This window comes from Brachybacterium sp. sponge (assembly GCF_001613775.1).
Lineage (GTDB): Bacteria > Actinomycetota > Actinomycetes > Actinomycetales > Dermabacteraceae > Brachybacterium > Brachybacterium conglomeratum.
This window is the reverse complement of record NZ_LRMP01000001.1, coordinates 248,087-266,499: the sequence shown is the minus strand read 5'-3', so window position 1 is coordinate 266,499 and position 18,413 is coordinate 248,087. Positions and strand designations below refer to the sequence as shown.

At 73.5% G+C, this 18,413-nt stretch carries 16 protein-coding genes; 7 read left to right on the top strand and 9 right to left on the bottom strand.

What is annotated here, in order from left to right:
- Positions 1 to 438 precede the first annotated feature (438 nt).
- Positions 439 to 1,467 (top strand): aldo/keto reductase, encoded by a 1,029-nt coding sequence (locus A4A78_RS01195; RefSeq protein ID WP_062946617.1) that lies wholly within the window; start codon positions 439 to 441, stop codon positions 1,465 to 1,467.
- Positions 1,468 to 1,642: 175 nt separating this feature from the next.
- Here the strand turns inward: A4A78_RS01195 and A4A78_RS18320 are convergent, their stop codons facing one another.
- From A4A78_RS18320 to A4A78_RS01165, 6 genes are all read right to left on the bottom strand, one after another.
- Complete coding sequence (locus A4A78_RS18320; RefSeq protein ID WP_369816723.1) at positions 1,643 to 3,067, bottom strand: hypothetical protein; 1,425 nt, start codon at positions 3,065 to 3,067, stop codon at positions 1,643 to 1,645.
- 230 nt (positions 3,068 to 3,297) lie between these two features.
- On the bottom strand, positions 3,298 to 4,335 hold the full coding sequence (locus tag A4A78_RS01185; protein WP_062946616.1) for a sensor histidine kinase KdpD: 1,038 nt from the start codon (positions 4,333 to 4,335) through the stop codon (positions 3,298 to 3,300).
- A gap of 140 nt (positions 4,336 to 4,475) precedes the next feature.
- A complete protein-coding gene (locus tag A4A78_RS01180) occupies positions 4,476 to 5,258 on the bottom strand; it encodes a hypothetical protein (protein ID WP_062946615.1) in 783 nt (260 codons plus the stop codon).
- Entirely contained in the window at positions 5,255 to 6,175 is a 921-nt protein-coding gene (locus A4A78_RS01175) for an ABC transporter ATP-binding protein (RefSeq protein ID WP_062946614.1), read from the bottom strand. Before A4A78_RS01175 ends, A4A78_RS01180 begins: the two co-directional genes overlap by 4 nt.
- Positions 6,176 to 6,314: 139 nt before the next feature.
- Positions 6,315 to 7,016 carry a response regulator transcription factor gene (locus A4A78_RS01170; protein WP_062946613.1) on the bottom strand — a complete coding sequence of 234 codons (702 nt, stop codon included), beginning with the start codon at positions 7,014 to 7,016 and terminating at the stop codon, positions 6,315 to 6,317.
- Positions 7,013 to 7,744, bottom strand: a complete 732-nt coding sequence (locus A4A78_RS01165; RefSeq protein ID WP_062946612.1) for an AAA family ATPase — start codon at positions 7,742 to 7,744, stop codon at positions 7,013 to 7,015. Before A4A78_RS01165 ends, A4A78_RS01170 begins: the two co-directional genes overlap by 4 nt.
- 230 nt (positions 7,745 to 7,974) lie before the next feature.
- Between A4A78_RS01165 and A4A78_RS17665 the strand changes: the two genes are divergently transcribed.
- Positions 7,975 to 8,151 (top strand): hypothetical protein, encoded by a 177-nt coding sequence (locus A4A78_RS17665; protein ID WP_156488513.1) that lies wholly within the window; start codon positions 7,975 to 7,977, stop codon positions 8,149 to 8,151.
- A gap of 7 nt (positions 8,152 to 8,158) precedes the next feature.
- Here A4A78_RS17665 and A4A78_RS01160 read toward each other — a convergent pair whose 3' ends face one another.
- From A4A78_RS01160 to A4A78_RS01150, 3 genes are all read right to left on the bottom strand, one after another.
- A complete protein-coding gene (locus tag A4A78_RS01160; RefSeq protein WP_231880799.1) occupies positions 8,159 to 9,067 on the bottom strand; it encodes a response regulator transcription factor in 909 nt (302 codons plus the stop codon).
- Positions 9,052 to 10,707 carry a histidine kinase gene (locus tag A4A78_RS01155; protein WP_062946610.1) on the bottom strand — a complete coding sequence of 552 codons (1,656 nt, stop codon included), beginning with the start codon at positions 10,705 to 10,707 and terminating at the stop codon, positions 9,052 to 9,054. The genes A4A78_RS01160 and A4A78_RS01155 overlap by 16 nt, the downstream gene beginning before the upstream one ends.
- Before the next feature lie 118 nt (positions 10,708 to 10,825).
- On the bottom strand, positions 10,826 to 11,491 hold the full coding sequence (locus A4A78_RS01150; RefSeq protein ID WP_062947912.1) for an NADPH-dependent F420 reductase: 666 nt from the start codon (positions 11,489 to 11,491) through the stop codon (positions 10,826 to 10,828).
- Positions 11,492 to 11,756: 265 nt separating this feature from the next.
- Here A4A78_RS01150 and A4A78_RS01145 point away from each other — a divergent pair, with 265 nt between their 5' ends.
- The 5 genes from A4A78_RS01145 to A4A78_RS01125 all read left to right on the top strand — a co-directional run bounded on the left by A4A78_RS01145 (position 11,757) and on the right by A4A78_RS01125 (position 18,089).
- A complete protein-coding gene (locus tag A4A78_RS01145) occupies positions 11,757 to 12,674 on the top strand; it encodes a class II glutamine amidotransferase (RefSeq protein ID WP_062946609.1) in 918 nt (305 codons plus the stop codon).
- The gene (locus A4A78_RS01140) at positions 12,671 to 13,753 is read left to right on the top strand and encodes a type II CAAX prenyl endopeptidase Rce1 family protein (protein WP_062946608.1); all 1,083 of its coding nucleotides are present in this window, start codon (positions 12,671 to 12,673) and stop codon (positions 13,751 to 13,753) included. The genes A4A78_RS01145 and A4A78_RS01140 overlap by 4 nt, the downstream gene beginning before the upstream one ends.
- Positions 13,754 to 13,783: 30 nt before the next feature.
- Positions 13,784 to 14,713 (top strand): serine hydrolase, encoded by a 930-nt coding sequence (locus tag A4A78_RS01135; RefSeq protein WP_062946607.1) that lies wholly within the window; start codon positions 13,784 to 13,786, stop codon positions 14,711 to 14,713.
- 108 nt (positions 14,714 to 14,821) lie between these two features.
- A complete protein-coding gene (locus A4A78_RS01130; protein WP_062946606.1) occupies positions 14,822 to 16,159 on the top strand; it encodes a hemolysin family protein in 1,338 nt (445 codons plus the stop codon).
- A 178-nt stretch (positions 16,160 to 16,337) separates the two neighbouring features.
- Complete coding sequence (locus A4A78_RS01125; RefSeq protein WP_062946605.1) at positions 16,338 to 18,089, top strand: pyruvate dehydrogenase; 1,752 nt, start codon at positions 16,338 to 16,340, stop codon at positions 18,087 to 18,089.
- The last annotated feature ends 324 nt before the right edge of the window (positions 18,090 to 18,413 follow it).

Below are 18,413 nucleotides of genomic sequence, written 5' to 3'. Positions count from 1 at the left end.
TGACCGCGCCGCGCGGCGGACGGCGGGGTGTCGAGAGGATTTGTTCGACCTCCGGTACCTCCTGCGACGCGGTGTGGCGCAGTTGTTCGACCTCCGGTACCGCTTTTCTGGTACCTCCCGTCGAACAACTAGTCAGGCCGTGGCACGTTTCGTCGAAGAACTCCGGGATCGCCATAGCGGAGCTCTGCCGTGCGTCTGCGACGGCGCTGCCCGGGCCCGCATCCGGAGTTGTTCGACGTCCCGTACCGCTTTTCTGGTACCGGACGTCGAACAACTGGGCCGGCTCCGGCACGTCTCCTCGACCGGGCGGGGCAGCGGGGCGTCGTTCGTCGGCCGTGCGAGGGGTGCTCTGACAGGTCCTCCCATCCCGGCGGATCACAGGCCAGCATGGAACTCGTCGGGCGAGCGACGCCCGCACCATCGCAGGAGGAGCACCGCATGGAGTACGTGAAGCTGGGCCGCACCGGACTGGACGTGTCGCGGCTGTGCCTGGGCACGATGGGCTTCGGCAATGCCGAGCGCTGGGTCCACAAGTGGGTCCTGGAGGAGGACGACTCCCGCCCCGTCATCAAGCACGCCCTCGACGCAGGCATCAACTTCTTCGACACCGCGAACGTGTACTCGATCGGCCGCAGCGAGGAGATCGTGGGCAAGGCCCTGGTCGACTACGCGAACCGCGACGAGATCGTGCTGGCCACGAAGGTGCACGGGAAGATGCACGAGGGCCCCAACGGCGGCGGGCTCTCCCGCAAGGCGATCCTCGCCGAGGCGGAGGCGAGCCTGCGCCGGCTCGGCACCGACTACATCGACCTGTACATCATCCACCGCTGGGACCACACCGTCCCGATCGAGGAGACGATGCAGGCGCTGGACGACCTGGTCCGCTCGGGGAAGGTCCGCTATCTCGGGGCGTCGGCGATGTTCGCCTGGCAGTTCCTGCAGGCGCAGCACGTCGCCGAGGTGAACGGCTGGACGAAGTTCGTCTCGATGCAGAACCACTACAACCTCCTCTACCGCGAGGAGGAGCGGGAGATGATGCCGCTGCTGCGCGAGCTCGGCGTCGCCTCCACCCCGTACAGCCCGCTCGCCGCCGGCCGCCTCACCCGTGACTGGGATGCGGACACCGAGCGGGCCCGCACCGACCAGACCGCGAAGTCGAAGTACGACTCCACCGAGGACACCGACCGCGCCATCGTCGAGCAGGTCGCGAAGATCGCCGCAGACCGCGGCGTGGAGCGCGTCCACGTGGCGCTGGCCTGGCTGCTTGCGAAGAACCCGGTCGTCTCCCCGATCATCGGCGCGACCAAGACCTCGCACATCGACGGGGCGCTCGGCGCGCTGGAGCTCGAGCTCACGGCCGACGAGATCTCCGCGCTCGAGGCGCCCTACGTCCCCCACAGGGTCGTCGGCGCGCTCGCCCCGGGCGAGAGCACGACTCGTCCCGGCACGAAGGCCGCCACCCGCTGAGGCCGACGGGGCGAGCGCCCCGCGCGGGGTTCTGCCCCGGGGCGCCCGGTCCGTCCTCCCGCAGTCATCGTGTAGGCCGCTGTGCTCCCGTCATGGAACACGGCGGCCCACAAGCTGCTGAGGAGCTGGCGCGCCGGGGGTACCAGGCCGGCGGTGGGCGACGGGGCGGCCCGGGTCACCGCCTCCGCGCGTGCAGCAGATGCCTGGTCGAGTGGGCGACGAAGGCGCCGTCGCGGCGGATGATCCGGTCCACCTCGAGCAGCTGCTCCCGATGGGCCTCCACCGAGAAGCCCGGCACCCACCACGGGCACTTCCGCAGGATCCAGGCGACCGCGCCGATGTCGAAGAACTCCATCCGCAGCCGCGCCTCGCGCCGCTCGAGGATCTCGAGACCTGCCGCCTCCGCCGCGGCGACCTCGTCGTCCGGATGGCGGCCGCGGCGCTGCGCCTCGGTGGTCGGGCCGTGCACCGCTTCGATCAGTTCGAAGGCGGAGCCGGGGCCGACGTGCTGGGCGAGGTACTGCCCACCCGGCGCGAGCACCCGGGCGATCTCGTCCCAGTCCGGGGCGACGGGGTGGCGGGAGGTGACCAGGTCCGCGGCGCCGTCGGGCAGCGGGATCGGGGCGCCGGGCGCGGTCTCGTGCACGATCACCCCACGAGGGCCGAGTCGCTGTCGCGTGCGCTCCGCGTTCGGTGGCCAGGACTCGGTGACGTGCTGCTCGCGGGCCAGGCGCGGGCACCCGCCGAGCACCTCGCCGCCGCCGGTGTCGAGGTCGATCGCGACCTCCGCGCCCGCGACTGCCTCGGCGAGCAGGCGCGCGTAGCCCCACTCGGGACGCTCCTCGGTGGCGCGGCCGGTGAGCCAGTCGAAGCCCCATCCGTCCACGTCGGCCGCCGCGGCTTCGGCGATCAGGTCCTCGGCCGGACGCTCCTGGTCGGCCCGCTGCAGGCGTGCCCGCAGCGCCTCCCGCTCCTCCTCCGGCCAGGGCCCGGAGCAGCCCAGCGGGATCTCGGTGAGGTGCCGGCGCTGCTCCGGCGGGAGCGTGGTGACGAAGCGGTCCGGGTCCTCCTGCGCCATGCCGTACAGCGCCGGGCCGTCGGCGTAGAACGGGTCGATCAGCACCAGGCGCCCGTCGGCCCCGCGCATCACGTTCGACGGGTTCGCATCCAGCGGACCGCACCAGGGCAGCTCCTCGAGCGCCGCGGCATGGATCCGGTGCACGATCGCGGAGAGCTCTGCGAGCTCGCCGTCCCCGTCGCGCACCCGCGCGAAGAACTCCTTCGCCTTCTCCGTGCCGACGGGCTGCAGGAACTCCATGACCAGCAGGTCAGCGCCTCCGGCGAGGCGGCGGTGCAGGTCCAGGCGGGGCACGGCGCCGGTCGCGGCCGCCTCCTCGTAGAGGTGCGCGGTGAACGGGCCGACGGGGTCGAAGGGGCTGATCCGGGCCGCGGCCGTTCCGTCCGGGGAGGCGAGCGCGACGGCCCAGTCACCGGTGCCGCAGGGCGTCCAGCCCTCGCCGCGCAGCATCCACTCCACCTCGCGGTAGTGGGTCTCGGGGCCGACGGCGTCGAGGGCGGAGGGGAGGGGGGCGGCGGGCATGGGCGCGAGGCTATCGGCACCGCCGTCGCGGGGCACGAGGATTTCCGGCGCGGGCTCTCACGCCGCGGGCACTCTTCGTCTCCTCGCCGTCATGTGGTGGGCCGCTCTGTTCCGCGCATGGAACACAGGGGTGCATGACACGGCAGAGCCGAGGACTCAGGCTGCGCGGTCGTCGGGATGGCGCGGTGTGGCCGCCGGGACGGGGAGAGGGCGCAGCGGTGTCACCGCGTCTACGGCGCCTCGGCCGACGGGATCCGCACCCGGATCTCGAGCGTCGCCGCGGCCGGATCATGTGTGGCGGCGACCGTGCCGCCCATGCCGGTGACCAGCACCTCCACGATCGACAGGCCCAGTCCGCTGGTGCGGGCGGAGCGGGAGGCGTCGGCCGTGAAGAAGCGGTCGAAGAGGCGGGCGGTGTCGATCTCGGCGTCGGGAGCGACGCCGTTGCGGAAGCGCAGCTCGACACCGGCGGTCGGTCCTGTGCTCGCCATCGGCGTGACGCCGGTCCCAGCGACCCCGGCTGTCGGCCCGTCGCTCGTCGTCGGCGCGACGTCCGGCCCGGCGCTCTCGGCACCGACCCGCGGCCGAGCCGCTGCCCCTTCCCACGCCGACACCTCGACGGCGAGCTTTCCGCGGCCGTGCTGGACGGCGTTGCGGCCCAGGTTCTGCACGATGCGGGTGAGCATCTCGCGGTCGCTCCCGATCGCGAGGCCCGTCGGCGGGTCGAGCTCCACCTCGAGCCCCGCGCGCTCGATCTCGCCGCTCATCCCCAGCAGCACCTCGCCCACCAGCAGGCCGACGTCGAGGCGCTCGACCTCCTGGCGCGGCTCGACGTCCAGCAGGTACGCGTACTCGTACAGCCGATCCACCAGGGCGCCGAGCTCGACGGTCTGGCGGTGCGCCGCGGCGAGGCGCTCGTGCTGGACGGCGTCGAGGTCGGTGCGCTCCAGCAGCTGGAGGTAGCCGCGCACCGAGGTCAGCGGGGTGCGCAGGTCATGGGAGACGTCCGCGATGAAGGAGCGGATCCGCCGCTCCTCGGCGCGGGTGCGGGTCGAGGCCTGCCGGGCCTGCTCGACGGCCTCGTTGACCCGGGCAGTGAGCTGCTCGAGCTGCGGGACCACGAGCGCGAGCGTCACGGCCGACGGGGACTCCTGCCCGGCGCGCTCCTCGAGCCGGCGCCGCACCATCGTGATCTGGCGCAGCACCACCACGAGATACGCGGCGGTGCCCAGCCACAGCGCGACGATGACCACGAGCAGGACCGTCATCGGGCCTCCCTGGTCGACGAGTCCCCGGGCCGACGGAGCGGGGCGGGTCCGGCCATGATCCCAGACCCGCCCCGCACGGCGCGGCCACCCGGACAGCGCCGCCCGCGGGCGGCCCCGCGCGGCGAGGCCTCGGCCCCGGCTCACTTCACGTCGGCCCGTCGGAAGATCAGCCAGGACACCAGCCCCATCAGCGCGATGAACACGAGCGAGAAGGCGAGCGTGCCCACCAGGTCGCCGCCGGTGGCGTCGAGGCCCGGCACGTGGTCGCGGGCGAAGGGGGTCAGGCGCACGAGCGCGTCGAGGCCCTCGACGTCGGCCGCGGTGGAGCCGATCAGGTCCGCGAGGAAGCCCCACACGAAGCCGATCGCCATCACCACCAGCGGGCGCCGCAGCACGAACGCGAGCGGCAGGCACACCGAGAGCTTCGCCGTGGTCAGCACGGCCATGGCCACGGTGATCGCGAGGATCTCGCCCACGCGGCCGCCGTCGAGACCGCCGCCGGCGGCGAGCAGCTGCGAGAACGCGGTGGGGATCGCCGGGGCGAACTCCTGCTCGGTCGCGAGCCCGATCAGCACCGCCACCCCGTAGGGGAGGGACAGGGCGGTCACGGCCGCGGCGGTCAGCACCGTCTTCGCGCCGACGAACGCTCCGCGCCCGGAGGCGAGCAGGGAGTCGTGCACGGACTTGGTCTCGAAGGGCTGGGCGACCAGGGCCCCGAACAGCAGCGGCCCCATCAGCGAGACCATCAGCGCGTCGCTGAGCACCTGCACGCCGCTGGCCGCCTCGGGGCCGAGGTCGCCGGCGGCGAGGCTGTGCTGCAGCACGGTGTACAGCGCCGCGGCGAGCACGGCGACGGCGAGGCAGATCAGGACGGGGCCGGTGCGGCCGATGGCGTAGAGGTCTGCGCGCAGCTGGTTGATCATGCTCTCTCTCCTCCGATCACGGACAGGAAGAACGATTCGAGGCTCTCGCCCTCGCGGGCCAGGCGCGTGGGCCACACGTCGGCGGCGACGAGGGTGCGCAGCACCTGCTCGGCCTGGTCGGCGTGGTAGGGCAGGCGCACGGTCCCGCCGGGCATGACCCGCGCCTCCGCGTCCGGCCAGGCCTCCTCGAGCGTGGTGAGCAGGGCGGCGGGATCGGCGGCGGCGACCTCGAGGTACTGCTGGGTCTGGGTCTCGAGCTCCTCGAGGGTGAGGGTCATGCGCAGCTCGCCGCCCTCGACGATGAGGTAATCGGTCGCGGTCTGGAACAGCTCGGGCAGGTTGTGGCTGGAGATCAGCACGGTCATGCCGCGCTCCTCCGCGAGCGAGCGGACCAGGCGCCGCACCTCGACCACGCCCTGCGGGTCCAGACCGTTGACGGGCTCGTCGAGGATCAGCAGCTCCGGGTCCGCGATCAGGGCGAGCGCGATCCCGAGCCGCTGGCGCATGCCGAGGGAGAAGTCGCGGACCCTCTTCCGGCCCGTCCCGGCCAGGCCCACGAGCTCGAGCAGGCGCTCCTCGACGCCGGGGTCGGGCACGCCGCGCAGCAGCCGGTGCAGGTGCATGTTCTGCCGTGCGGTCATCCCGCCGTGCAGGGAGGGGGACTCGATGAGGGTGCCGATGCGGGAGAGGTCCGCGGTGCGGGGGCGCTCGGCGTCGGCGTCGAACAGCTCGATGCTTCCGGAGCTCGGGATCGACAGCCCCGCGATCAGCCGCATCAGCGTGGTCTTGCCGGCGCCGTTGCGGCCGATCAGGCCGTAGATCCGCCCGCGCTCGAGGCGGATGCTCATCGCGTGCACGGCGGCGTGGTCGCCGTAGCGCTTGGTGAGGTCCCGGGTCCTCAGGACGGTCTGACCCATGCCGGGCTCCCTTCTGGCTCGTGGTGTCGGGGACGACGCTACGGAGAAGAGGTCGGGCAGGCGTGAGGAGCGGGGCGGAGAAGGTCAGGAAAGCGTGAAGATCGGTGCGGCCGACGGGGCAGGCGCCCCGGCCGACGGGTCAGAGCGCGCGCAGCCGGTAGCCGAGCCCCCACACGGTCTCGATGGGGTCCAGCGCCGGCGCGGCCTCGCGCAGCTTGCCGCGCAGGTTCGAGACGTGGGTCTTCACCGCCGCGTCGTCGCCGACGAACGGCTCCTCCCACACCGCCTCGTAGATCCGGGGCCGGGAGAACACCTGCCCGGGCGAGGCCAGCAGCAGGTGCAGCAGCCGCAGCTCGGTCGCGGTCAGCGCCACCTCGGCCCCGTCCAGCCGCACCCGCGCGGTCGCGGGGTCGAGGGAGAGCGGCCCGTGGACCAGCGGCGCGGGCTCCGCGGCGGCGGGCGGGGCGGAGCGGCGCAGCAGCGCCTCGACCCGGGCGGTGAGCTCGGCGAGGTCGAAGGGCTTGGTCACGTAGTCGTCGGCGCCCAGGCGCAGCATGTCCACCTTGGTGTAGACGGCGTCCTTCGCGGACAGCACCAGCACCGGCACCACGCCCGCGCGGCGGATCTCCGCCAGCAGCACCGACCCGTCCACGTGCGGGAGCATCAGGTCCAGCACCACCAGGTCGACGCCCGCGGCCTCGCCGCCCGGGGCGAGAGCGGCGCGGGCGGCGAGCCCGTCGGCCGCGGTGAGAACCTCGTGCCCCTCGTCGCGCAGGGCCTCGACCAGCAGGGCACGGACGTCGGGGGAGTCCTCGACGACGAGGACGCGGGAGGCGGTCACCGGGCGGAGCCCGGCCCCGTCACCGCATGGACGATCGCCTCGACGGCAGCGACCTGGGAGAGGCGCGAGGTGTTCAGGACCATGTCGTAATTCTCCACCGCGCTCGGGTCCCAGCCGTACAGCGACTTCGACATGTCCACCCGCACCTGATCCTCCCGCTTCTGCCGCTTGGCCGCACGGTCGTGGGAGATCCCGGCGCGCTCGGCGGCGCGGACGATGCGGGACTCCGGATCGGCGGTGAGCAGCACATGGAGGGTACGGGGGCGGTCCGCGAGCAGCACGGTGGCGTTCCGGCCGACGATCACCCCGCCCTCCTCGGCGAAGCGGTGCACGGTCGCGTCGTTCTCGGCGATCAGCGTGCGCTTCTGCTCCTGGGTGTCGATGATGTCGCGGCCGTCGAACCCGCCGTACATCCCGCCCATCGCGGAGAACACCTGCGCGAGCGCGAGGCTGGACTCGATCTGCGCGGCCTTCTGCTCGGCGGAGGGGCCTCGGTCGCGGCCGTCGGACTCGATCTCCTCGGAGCTGAAGGCCTGCTGGTGGTAGGGCAGGGCGAGCCGCTGGGCGACCTCGCGGCCGATCGCGTCGGCCCCGGCCCCGAAGTGCTCCCAGAGGGTGACCACCGGGAGCGGTCCCTCGGCCCCGGGCGATGCCGCGCGATGCGCCCCGCCCGCGGCGGGCGTCGCGGCGCCGGTGCCCCCGGCCGGACTGCCGTCGTGCTGGTCCATGACAACCTCCCCATCGAGATCCGGCCTCCAGGATACGAGGATTCTGTCGCGGAAGGGAGTTCTTGTCAGCTCGGAACACCGGGGCGGTGCGGCCGGCGGGTGGCCCGCCCCACCTCGTCGGTCGGCATCGTCCCCGGTCAGCGCGGTGTGTACTACCATTCGGCGGGTCGGGGCAGAGCGAGGGAAGGACCATCGATGGCGACGTCGACGCAGAGCACGGGGGAGGCGGCATGAGCACCGCCGTCGTGCTGCTGTTCCTGCTCTCCGGCATGCTGATGTTCGCGACGATCATCTCGCTCTACGCCACCGTCGTGACCTCGAAGAGCAAGAACGTGCCCGCGTGGGTGTGGGGCCTCGGCACCGCGTGCCTGCTCGTCGCCTTCGCCGCCGTCGTCCTGATGAACTGAGACGCGCTCAGCCCCCCAGCTCGAGCACCGCGATCGCGAGCTGCACGCGGTTGGTGACCTGCAGCTTCTGGTAGAGCCGGCCCAGGTGGGTCTTCACCGTCGCGACGGACATGAACAAGGTCGCGCCGATCTCCGGGTTCGCGAGCCCCTGCGCGACCAGCCGCGCCACGTCCCACTCCCGCTCGGTGATCCCCTCGGGCACGGGGGAGGGGAAGGGCTCGACCGACGGGGATCCCGCCGACGGGGACGCCGGTCCCGCCCCTGCGGCCGACGGGGAACCCGCCGACGTGGCGCCCGCCCCTGCGGTCGACCCGGTCCCCACCCTGGTGCCGGAGGCGCTGGTCGCGGCGCTGCCGGCCGAGGAGCCGGGTGCAGGCCCGTCGACAGGAGTGCCGATCGCACCGCCGTCGGCCGCGAGGCGCACCAGGCGGCGCAGCACCTCGGGGGAGAAGCGGGGCCGCTGCGCGGCGGCGGCGAGCACCGCCTCGACCACCTCCTCGGGCGGGGAGTCCTTGAGCAGGAAGCCCTCCGCCCCGGAGCGCAGCGCCTCGAGCAGGAACTCGTCGGTGTCGAAGGCGGTCAGCATCACGACCCGCGCCTGATCGCCGCGCTCGCGCAGCGCGGCGAGGGCCTCGAGCCCTGTCATGCGCGGCATGCGGATGTCCATCAGCACCACGTCCGGAGTGAGCGCGGCGACCTGCTCGAGGGCGACGTGCCCGTCGGCCGCCTCGCCGACCACCTCGATGCCGCGCGCCCCGTCGATCATCAGGCGCAGGCCGGAGCGCATCAGCGCCTCGTCGTCCACCAGCAGCACCCGCACGGGGGCGGCGCCGCCCCGCCTGCCCGTGCCGTCCGTGCCGCTGTCGTCGCGGGCGGCCCCGTGCGCGATCGATCCGTCGTTCACCATGGCAGCCATGCTTCCATCTCGAAGGTGCCGTGCTCGGTGCGCGTCCAGCGGGCCCCGCCGCCGAGCAGACGCGCTCGCTCCTCGACTCCGATGAGCCCGTGACCGGTCGAGGGGGGCCGCATGCCGTCGTCCGGGCCGGGCTCCGGCTCGCCGCCGGCGGCGTCCGGCCCGTCACTCGCGTCGTCCGGCCTGCCGGCCGCGTCGTCCGGCCTGTCGGCCGCGCCGTCCGGCCGGTCGATCGTGTCCGGCCCGGTCCGTGCGTCGTCGCCGGTCAGCGGGTTCCGGACGGTGAGCGTCACCTGCTCGCCCCGTCGGGCGAGGAGCGCGGTGACGGCGCTGCCGGGCGCGTGCTTGGCCGCATTGGTCAGCGCCTCGCCGAGGATGCGGGCGAGAGCGACGACGGTGCCGCGTCCGAGCTGCTCGAGCTCGGCCACGTCCAGCCCGTCGAGTGCGAGGGTGACCTCCTGCCCGCCGGCCCGCGCCCGGTCCACCGTCTCCTGGAGGGTGGGGACGGTGGCGAGCGGCGCGGCGTCGTCGGCGGCGTGATCGTCGGCGGTGCGCAGCGCGCCGAGCACCTCCCGCAGCTCCCGGTTCGCGTGCTCGGCGGCGTCGCGCACGGTCCGCGCGGTCTTGCGCAGCGTCGCGGGGTCGAGGTCCTCGCGATAGGCCATCGCGCCGGCGTGCATGGCGATCGAGGCGAGGTGGTGGGAGACGCTGTCGTGCATGTCGCGGGCCAGCGCCGCCCGCTCCTCCGCCCGCACCCGGGCGCTCTCCGCGTCGCGGCCGCGCCGCAGGGCGTCGGCCTCCCGCTGTGCCGACTGTCCGGCCTGCTCGGCCGAGCGTCGGGCCTGGTCCGCCGAGGACCGGGCCTGCTCGGCGGCGACCCGCTCGCGCTCCGCCGCGACCCGTTCCCGCTCCGCGGAGGCGCGCTCGCGCTCGGCCGCGTCCGCGCGCTCGCGCAGCGTGCGGATCAGCTCGTGGCGGGTGCCGACCACGCGGCCGATCAGCAGCGGCACGAGGGCGCCGATGAGCATCACCCCGAGCGCGGCCGCGAGGACGCGCAGGTCCTCCTCGCCCCGCAGGTGCCCGTCGAGCGCGAGCCAGGACGCGGCGACCGCACCCAGCAGCACTGCGGCGGCGATGTCCAGCACCAGCCGACGCCGCAGCCCGATCCGGTACAGCGCGATCCCGGCCGCGGGCACGCTCCACACGCTCAGCCCCGCCACCGCCGTGATCAGCAGGTGCACCGCCGCATGGAGGCGGCCCGGGCGCAGCAGGCGCAGCGGACCGATCGCGGTCGTCACCACGATCCCGACCAGCGCGTCGACGGCCGACATCGCCAGCAGCCCCTGCGGTGGGGCGTCGTCGAACTCGAAGAGCAGGTCGCCGAGGACGATCAGGAAGATGAGGCCGCCGAGCCCCAGGCAGAGCAGGGTCTGCGCCGCGGCGATCGCCCAGCCGCGCAGGCTCCGCCACGACGGCGTCCCGGGCCCGGGCGGCGTGCTCGGCCCCGGATGCTCGGCGGGGGCGGGAGGTCCGACGGATGCGGGCGGTGCGCCATGCCCCGGAGCGCCGGCGGTGGCCGTGGCAGCAGGGGCCGGGGCGGCCTCCTGCGGCGAGGCGGGGCCGACGGGCCGGGATGCGGTCATGCAACCAGCGTAGGGACGCGGCCCGGCCGACGGATCGTCCGCGCGGCCGACTTCCTGCGGCGGACCCCCTCCTCGCGGCGGTGCCGAGCGTGGCTCAGGCCCGGGTGGTGAGCATGGCTCAGACCCGGGCGCCGAGCGCGGCCATGACCTCCCGGCCTCGGTCCGTCTCGGGGAACCGCTCCACGATCTCCCGCAGGCCGTCCGCATCGGTGCTCGCCCCGAACGCCTCGGTGAAGGGCTGCAGGCGCACCCCCTCGCCGAGCTCCCCGATCAGCACCGGGTCGAAGCCGAGGCCGTCCACGAGACGGGCGACCTCGTCGGCCGCGGGGGAGGGGCCGGCGATCCCGATCGCGGCACGGGGCGCGGGCCGATGGGCGAGGTCCTCGAGGTCGTGGTAGCCCATGTGGTTGAACGCCTTGACCACGGTCGCGCCCGGCAGCTGCTCCTGGACGAACACGCTGGTGGAGGCGCTGGGGGCGGAGAACTCCTCGATCTGGCCGTCGGTCGCCCACCAGTAGTTCATCGCATCGATCACGACCTTCCCCTCCAGGGCGTCGGCGGGGATCGTGGCGTGCTTGCCCAGCGGCAGCGCGAGGATCACGAGGTCCGCGCGCTCGGCCGCCTCGCGGGCGGTGACCGGCTGAGCGCCCGGGGCCAGGAACTGGGTGATCAGCGTGATCTTCGCGGGGTCGCCGGAGCCGGCGATCAGCACCTCGTGACCGGCGGCGACCGCGTGACGGGCCAGCACCGTGCCGACCTTCCCGGCGCCGAGGATCCCGAGCATGGGACGAGAGTAGTGGTTCACGTCCGGCCGAACGCGCCGGTCAGCGCGGTCCTTCCCGAAGGTGACGGGTCTCGCGCCGCGGGTGCGCGGCAGGGGGAGGGGCGTGCAGCGGGGCGTGGGTGACGAGTACTGGCGCTGGGCGTACCTCTACGCCTATATAGGCGTAGAGGTACGCCCAGCGCCACCACCTGACCATGCCCGCGCCCTGCCTTCGGTGTCGGCCCTCACGGCGCCCACAGGCCTCCCGCTCTACAGTGGAGGCGTCATGTGCCGACTCTTCGCCCTCCATTCCGACCAGCCCATCACCGCCGACTTCTGGCTGCTGGACGCCCCCTACTCGCTGCTCAGCCAGTCCCGCTTCAACGCCGACGGGACAGGGGTGGGCTGGATCGACGAGCACGGCGCCGCGCAGGTCGCGAAGAAGCCCGTGGCCGCCTACGCCTCCGAGCGCTTCGGGCAGATCGCCACCGCTGTGCGGTCCCGCGCGATGATCGCGCACGTGCGACTCTCCTCCGGCACCGGGCACAGCGACGAGAACACCCACCCCTTCCTGCAGGACGGGATCCTCTCCGCCCACAACGGGGTGCTCGAGGTGACCGAGCAGATGAAGGAGCGGGTCCGCGAGCTCGGCGCCGCCCATCACGTCCGCGGCGTCACCGACAGCGAGTGGATGGCCGCGCTGATCACCGGGGAGGTCGCCGCGCACCGCGGCGACCTGCGCGGCGGCGTCGTCGCGGCGCTGGACTGGATCGCCCGGAACGTTCCCGTGTACTCGGTGAACGTGCTGGTGCTGAAGGACGAGGAGCTGATCGCGGTGCGCCTGCCCGCCACCAACGAGCTGTGGGTGCTGGAGCGCGAGGCGACCACGTCCGCGCCCCGCGAGGCGCTGGACCAGTCCTCCGCCACGCTGCGCACCCGCAGCGAGGACCTCGCCGGGATCGACTCGGTGGTGATCGCCTCCGAGCCGATGGATGATGACCCGGCCTGGCGCCTCATGGACTCCGGCGAGCTGCTGCACCTCGCGGCCGACGGCGCCGTGCGCCGCGAGCGCCCCTTCGGCCCGCTCGCCCAGCCGCTGGCGCTGGAGGACCTCGGCCTCTCCGCCGCCGCGTCCCAGGCGCACGCCGCCCAGGACCAGGCGCAGCATGAGCGTCGCCGCCGCCTCGCCGAGCGCGCCGCATGAGCGCCGCGAGCTCCGGGCCGGCCGGCGCTGCCGCGCCCGACAGCAGCCCCGACGCCGCACCGTCGGCCACCCCCGCGACGGCGTACCACCGCCTCGCGACCCTCCGCCCGGCCTGGTCCCGGCCCGCGAAGCCGCTGCTCAGCCTCGGCGCGGCCCTCCTCGCCTATGTGGTGCTCAGCTCCGTCGTGCTGGTCACCGCGGTGCTGCTGCTCGCGGTGGTGCCCGGCGTGAACATCGCCCGCGGCGTCACCAGCGGCGACCCGACCAGCCCTCTGGACGTCGGCCTGGCCCTGGCGATGGGCGCGATGTGGCTGCCTGCCGGGATCGTCGGCGTGCGCGGGGGCGCCTGGCGACCGCTCGGCACCGCCTGGTCGGTCGCGGCCCGTCTGCGCCCGGACCGCTCCCTGCTGCTCGCCGGAGCCGGGGGAGGGCTCGCGGTGGTCGTGCTCGCCGCGCTCGCCGGAATGCTCGCCGGCGCCCCCGTCATCGCCGCCGGGTCCGGTGCCTCGATCCCGCAGCTGCTGCTCGTGGTGCTGCTGGTGCTGGTCCTCGCCCCGGTGCAGGCGATCGGACTCGAGCTGAGCCTGCGCGGCACCGTGATGCAGGCGCTCGGCACCTGGCTGCGCAGCCCCGTCCTGCCCGTCCTCGCCGGCACCGCCGTGATGCTGATCGGCCGGGATCTCACCCCGGCGGTGCTGCTGCCCGCGCTCGCCCTCGGCCTCAGCGCCGGCGTGCTCGCCTGGAAGACGGGCGGGCTCGAGCTGCCGATCGCGCTGACCACCACGCTCACCGTCCTCGCGCACCTGGTCGGGGCGTTCGGCGCGGGCAGCGGCGCGGGCGCCGGCGTCGGCGCCGTCGGGGCGGCCGCCGCCGCGCCGGGCACCTCTGCCGCCGCGCTCTCCGTCCCCGCCGCGGCCGCGCCCGAGGCCGCGCTCGCCGGCGGGATCACGGGCGCGATCGCGCTGCTGGCGCTCACCGGCCTGCTCGTGGTGTGGATCGGCCGACGGGAGGGCGTGCGCCTGCTCCAGCCCGTCACCCGGCCTGCAGGCCAGGAGGCCCCCGACCCGGTGCACATCTGAGGCATCGGCCTCACCGGCTACGGTCGAGCCATGAGCGACCTCGCTGCCACCCCCGCCGACCCCTACCTCCTGCTGCCGCTGCGCCAGCGGATCCTGGAGCAGCGCCTGGGCGTGCGCGCCCTGCATCTGCACCGCACGGGCCGTCCCGAGCTCTCCCACCGATTCGTCGAGGACACCGCCGAGAACGTCTACTCGGTCTCGAAGACCGTCACCGCCCTCGCCGTCGGGATGGCGGAGGCCGAGGGGCTGCTGCAGGTCGAGGACCGGCTCACAGACCACCTGCCCGCCCCGGACGGAGGGTACGGGCAGGGCGTGGACGAGGTGCGGCTGCGGCACCTGCTGACCATGACCTCCGGCTCCCCGGTGCTCGGCTTCCTCGACGCCGAGCGCGAGCACGAGGACCTCACCGCCCACCTGCTCGCCACCGACCTCACCGCCGCACCGGGCGAGCGGTTCGAGTACTCCAACGGTTCGATCTTCCTGCTCGCCCGCGTGATCGAGGAGCGCACCGGGCAGACCCTGCGCGACTGGCTGATGCCGCGCCTGTTCGCACCGCTCGGGATCCTGAACCCGCAGTGGTTCACCACCCGGGACGGCCACACGTGGGGCGCGACCGGCCTGCACCTGAAGAGCGGACAGCTCGCGCGCCTCGGCCGCCTCCTCCTGGACCGCGGTGCCCACGAGGGCACCCAGCTCGTCCCCGCCGACTGGATCGACGCCCTCCACGCCGAGGGCACCTGGGTCACGACCGGCGACCCCGAGCCCGAGGCGGCCCGCTACGGCTTCGGAGTCTGGGACTGCACGGCCGACGGGGCCTGGCGGGCCGACGGTGCCTACGGACAGTTCCTGCTGGTCCTGCCCGCGCAGCAGGCCGTGCTCACCGTGACCTCTCACCTCGAGGGCCGCTCCGGCGCGGAGATCCTCCGTGCCGTGTGGGAGGAGCTGCTGCCGCTGCTGTGAACAGTCCGGCGCCGCCCTCCGGTGCGTGCCGCGAGGGACGACCCTGCCGCGACCGGCGCGGCCCGTTGCCTGAGCCGCGCCCCAGGCCCGCACCGGTAGGTTTGCCCCATGGATCCTTCCGTCCTCCTGAACATCGCCCTCGTGTTGCTCTTCGTGCTGATCGGCGGCGTGTTCGCGGGCACCGAGATGGCGATCGTGAACCTCCGCGAGTCGCAGATCGACCAGCTCGAGGAGTCCGGGCCCCGCGGCGCGAAGACCGCGACGATGGTCCGCGACCCCAACCAGTTCCTCTCCGCGGTGCAGATCGGCGTGACCGTCGCCGGGTTCTTCTCCTCCGCCTACGGCGCCTCCACGATCGCGCCCTCGCTCGTGCCGGTGCTGACGGGGCTGGGCCTGCCGGAGGCCACCGCCGGGACCGCCGCGCTGATCGGGATGACGCTGATCATCGCCTACCTCTCCCTCGTGCTCGGCGAGCTCGTCCCCAAGCGCCTGGCCATGCAGAACGCGCTGGGCATGACGCGGATCGTCGGCCCGCCGCTGCACCTGTTCGGGCAGCTGATGCGCCCGGTGATCTGGCTGCTGTCGGCCTCCACCAACCTCGTCGTGCGCCTGCTGGGCGGCGACCCGAACGCGAACCGCGAGGCGGTCTCCGCCGAGGAGATCAAGGCGATGGTCCGCGACTCCGACGCCCTGGACCAGGCCGAGTCGCGGGTGCTGGCCGACGTGTTCGACGCCTCCGAGCGCACCGTCGTCGAGGTCATGCAGCCCCGCCACCAGGTCCACTTCCTCGACGGCCGCCAGAGCGTCGAGGAGAGCCGACAGGAGATCCGCGACACCGGCTTCTCCCGCTACCCGGTCACCGGCGACGACGTCGACGACGTGCTCGGCTTCGTGCACGTGCGCGACATGCTGCTGGTCGAGGACCCGGCCCGCACCCGCATGTCGGAGCTGGTGCGCCCCATCGAGCACATCCCCGGCACCGTCCAGGTGCTCTCGGCGCTGAACCGGATGCGCGCCCACGCCGATCAGATCGCCGTGGTCGTGGACGAGTACGGCGGCACCGACGGGATCGTCACCCTCGAGGACCTGCTCGAGGAGCTCGTGGGCGAGATCTACGACGAGTTCGATGCGGAGAGCTGGCCTGCGCCGGGCGGCCTGGACAGCATCCTCGCGGCCGACGGCACCTTCGAGGGCGGCCTGATCCTGCAGGAGTTCGAGGCCGCGACCGACATCTCCCTGCCGGACACCGGCGGCTACGAGACCGTCGGCGGCTTCCTCATGGCGCAGCTGGGACGCATCCCCGAGGCGGGGGACACGGTCGCGATCGACGGCGGCACCCTCGAGGTCGCCGAGGTCGACGAGCGCCGGGTGAAGACGGTGCGCTTCATCCCGGGGACGCCCGCCGAGGGCGAGGAGCAGGCCGACGAGGAGACTCCCTCCGTCTGAGCCGGCAGGGCCCGCCCCCGCCGCGCCTCGCCTCCGCTGCCGCCCGCGCCCGATCCGTTCCCGAGCCGATCGGTCGGGGCTCAGCCCTGCCGTCGGGGCATCTCGCGAGTAGGGTCGAGGACATGCACTCCGTCCCGGGACCGTGCTCCCGGGTACCCACACCTCGGGAGGACCTCTCATGGCTCGCAGCACCTTCGCCCAGCTTCTCGTCGCCCAGCTCCGCGACCTCGGCGTGGAGCGCATCTACGGGGTGGTCGGCGACTCGCTGAACCCCGTGGTCGACGCCGTCCGAACCACCGAGGGCATCGAGTGGGTGCACGTGCGCAACGAGGAGGCCGGCGCCTTCGCCGCGGGAGCCGAGGCCCGACTGACCGGGAAGCTCGCCGTGTGCGCCGGCTCCTGCGGCCCCGGCAACACCCATATGATCCAGGGCCTGTACGACGCGCACCGCGACAACGCGCCGGTCCTCGCGATCGCCTCCCACATTCCCTCGGAGAAGATCGGCACCGGCTTCTTCCAGGAGACCCATCCCGAGCGGCTGTTCCAGGAGTGCTCCCACTTCTGCGAGATGGTCAACTCCGGCCCCCACGGCGCGACGATGCTGCACATCGCGATCCAGACCGCGATCGCGAAGAGCGGCGTCTCCGTGCTGGTGCTGCCCGGCGACGTCGCCGACCAGGGGGTCGACGCCCCGCTCACCCGGGATCTCGCCACCGAGCTCGGCGCGGTCCAGCCCGCCGCGGGCCCCGTCGGCCGCCTCGCCGAGCTGATCGACGAGGCCGACACCGTGATGCTGTTCGCCGGCGCCGGGGTGCGCGGCGCCCGCGAGGAGGTGCTCGCGCTCGCCGAGCGGGTCAAGGCCCCGATCGGCCACGCCTTCGGCGGCAAGGAGTGGATGCAGTACGACAATCCCTACGACGTGGGCATGAGCGGTCTGCTCGGCTACGGCGCCTGCTACGAGGCGATGCACGAGGCGGATCTCGTGATCCTGCTGGGCACCGACTTCCCCTACAGCGAGTTCCTGCCCGGGAAGGACGGGAAGGCGGCGCCGCGGATCGTGCAGATCGACGCCGACGCGTCCCGACTGGGCCGGCGCGTGGGCCTCGACCTCGCCGTGCACGGCGACGTGGCGCTCACCCTCCAGGCCGTGCTGCCGCTGCTGACCTCCACCAAGGGCCACCGCTACCTGCACCGCCAGCTGAAGGCCCACCACAAGGCGCTCACCGGCGTGGTCGCCGCGTACACGAAGAACGTCGAGCGGATGAAGCCGATCCATCCCGAGTTCGTCGCCGCGACCCTCGACGACCTCGCCGACGACGACGCCGTGTTCACCGTGGACACCGGCATGTGCAACGTGTGGGGCGCCCGCTACATCACCCCCAACGGGAAGCGGCGCGTGTTCGGCTCCTGGCACCACGGCACCATGGCCAACGCCCTCCCCCAGGCCATCGGCGCCTCGAAGGCGTTCCCCGGCCGACAGGTGATCTCGATGAGCGGCGACGGCGGGCTCGGCATGCTGATGGGCGAGCTGCTGACCGTGAAGCTGCATGAGCTGGACACGAAGATCCTGGTGTTCAACAACTCCAGCCTGGGGATGGTGAAGCTCGAGATGCTGGTCGAGGGCCTGCCCGATCACGGCACCGACCACGAGGCCGTGGACTACGCCGCGATCGCCGAGGGCGTGGGCATCGGCGCGGTGCGCATCACCGAGCCGAAGAAGCTGAAGAAGCAGCTCGCCGCCGCGCTCGCGACCCCCGGCCCGGTGCTCATCGACGTGGTCACCGATCCCGACGCCCTCTCGATGCCCCCGAAGATCACTGCCCAGCAGATCCGCGGCTTCGCCACCGCCTCGACGAAGGTCGTGCTCGGCGGCGGGGTGGGGAGGATGGTCGACATGGCCGCGAGCAACCTGCGGAACATGCCTCGCTGACGGCGGTCCTCCCGCCGCGCTTGGATCGGGGCGGGCGCCTGCTCCACGCCGCGCCGCCGGCACCGTGCGCCGGTCGAGGGAGGGGGAGGTCCGTCCGCGCGGTAAGTCGTGCCGGATGACACACCCCCCTCGACTGTCCCCCGGTGGACTGCGGGTTCTTCTCGAGCCCCGCCCCGTTCCCGGGGACGCGGACAGCCGACGCGGGTGCTTCGACGGCACCGCTTCGCGCACCGCTTACTCTTATTCCGCGCGGTGCACCGGGCGCCACACGTGCCCTCGCCGGAGGAACCCGCGTCGTGGGCCGGCTGGGACATCTCCTCTTTA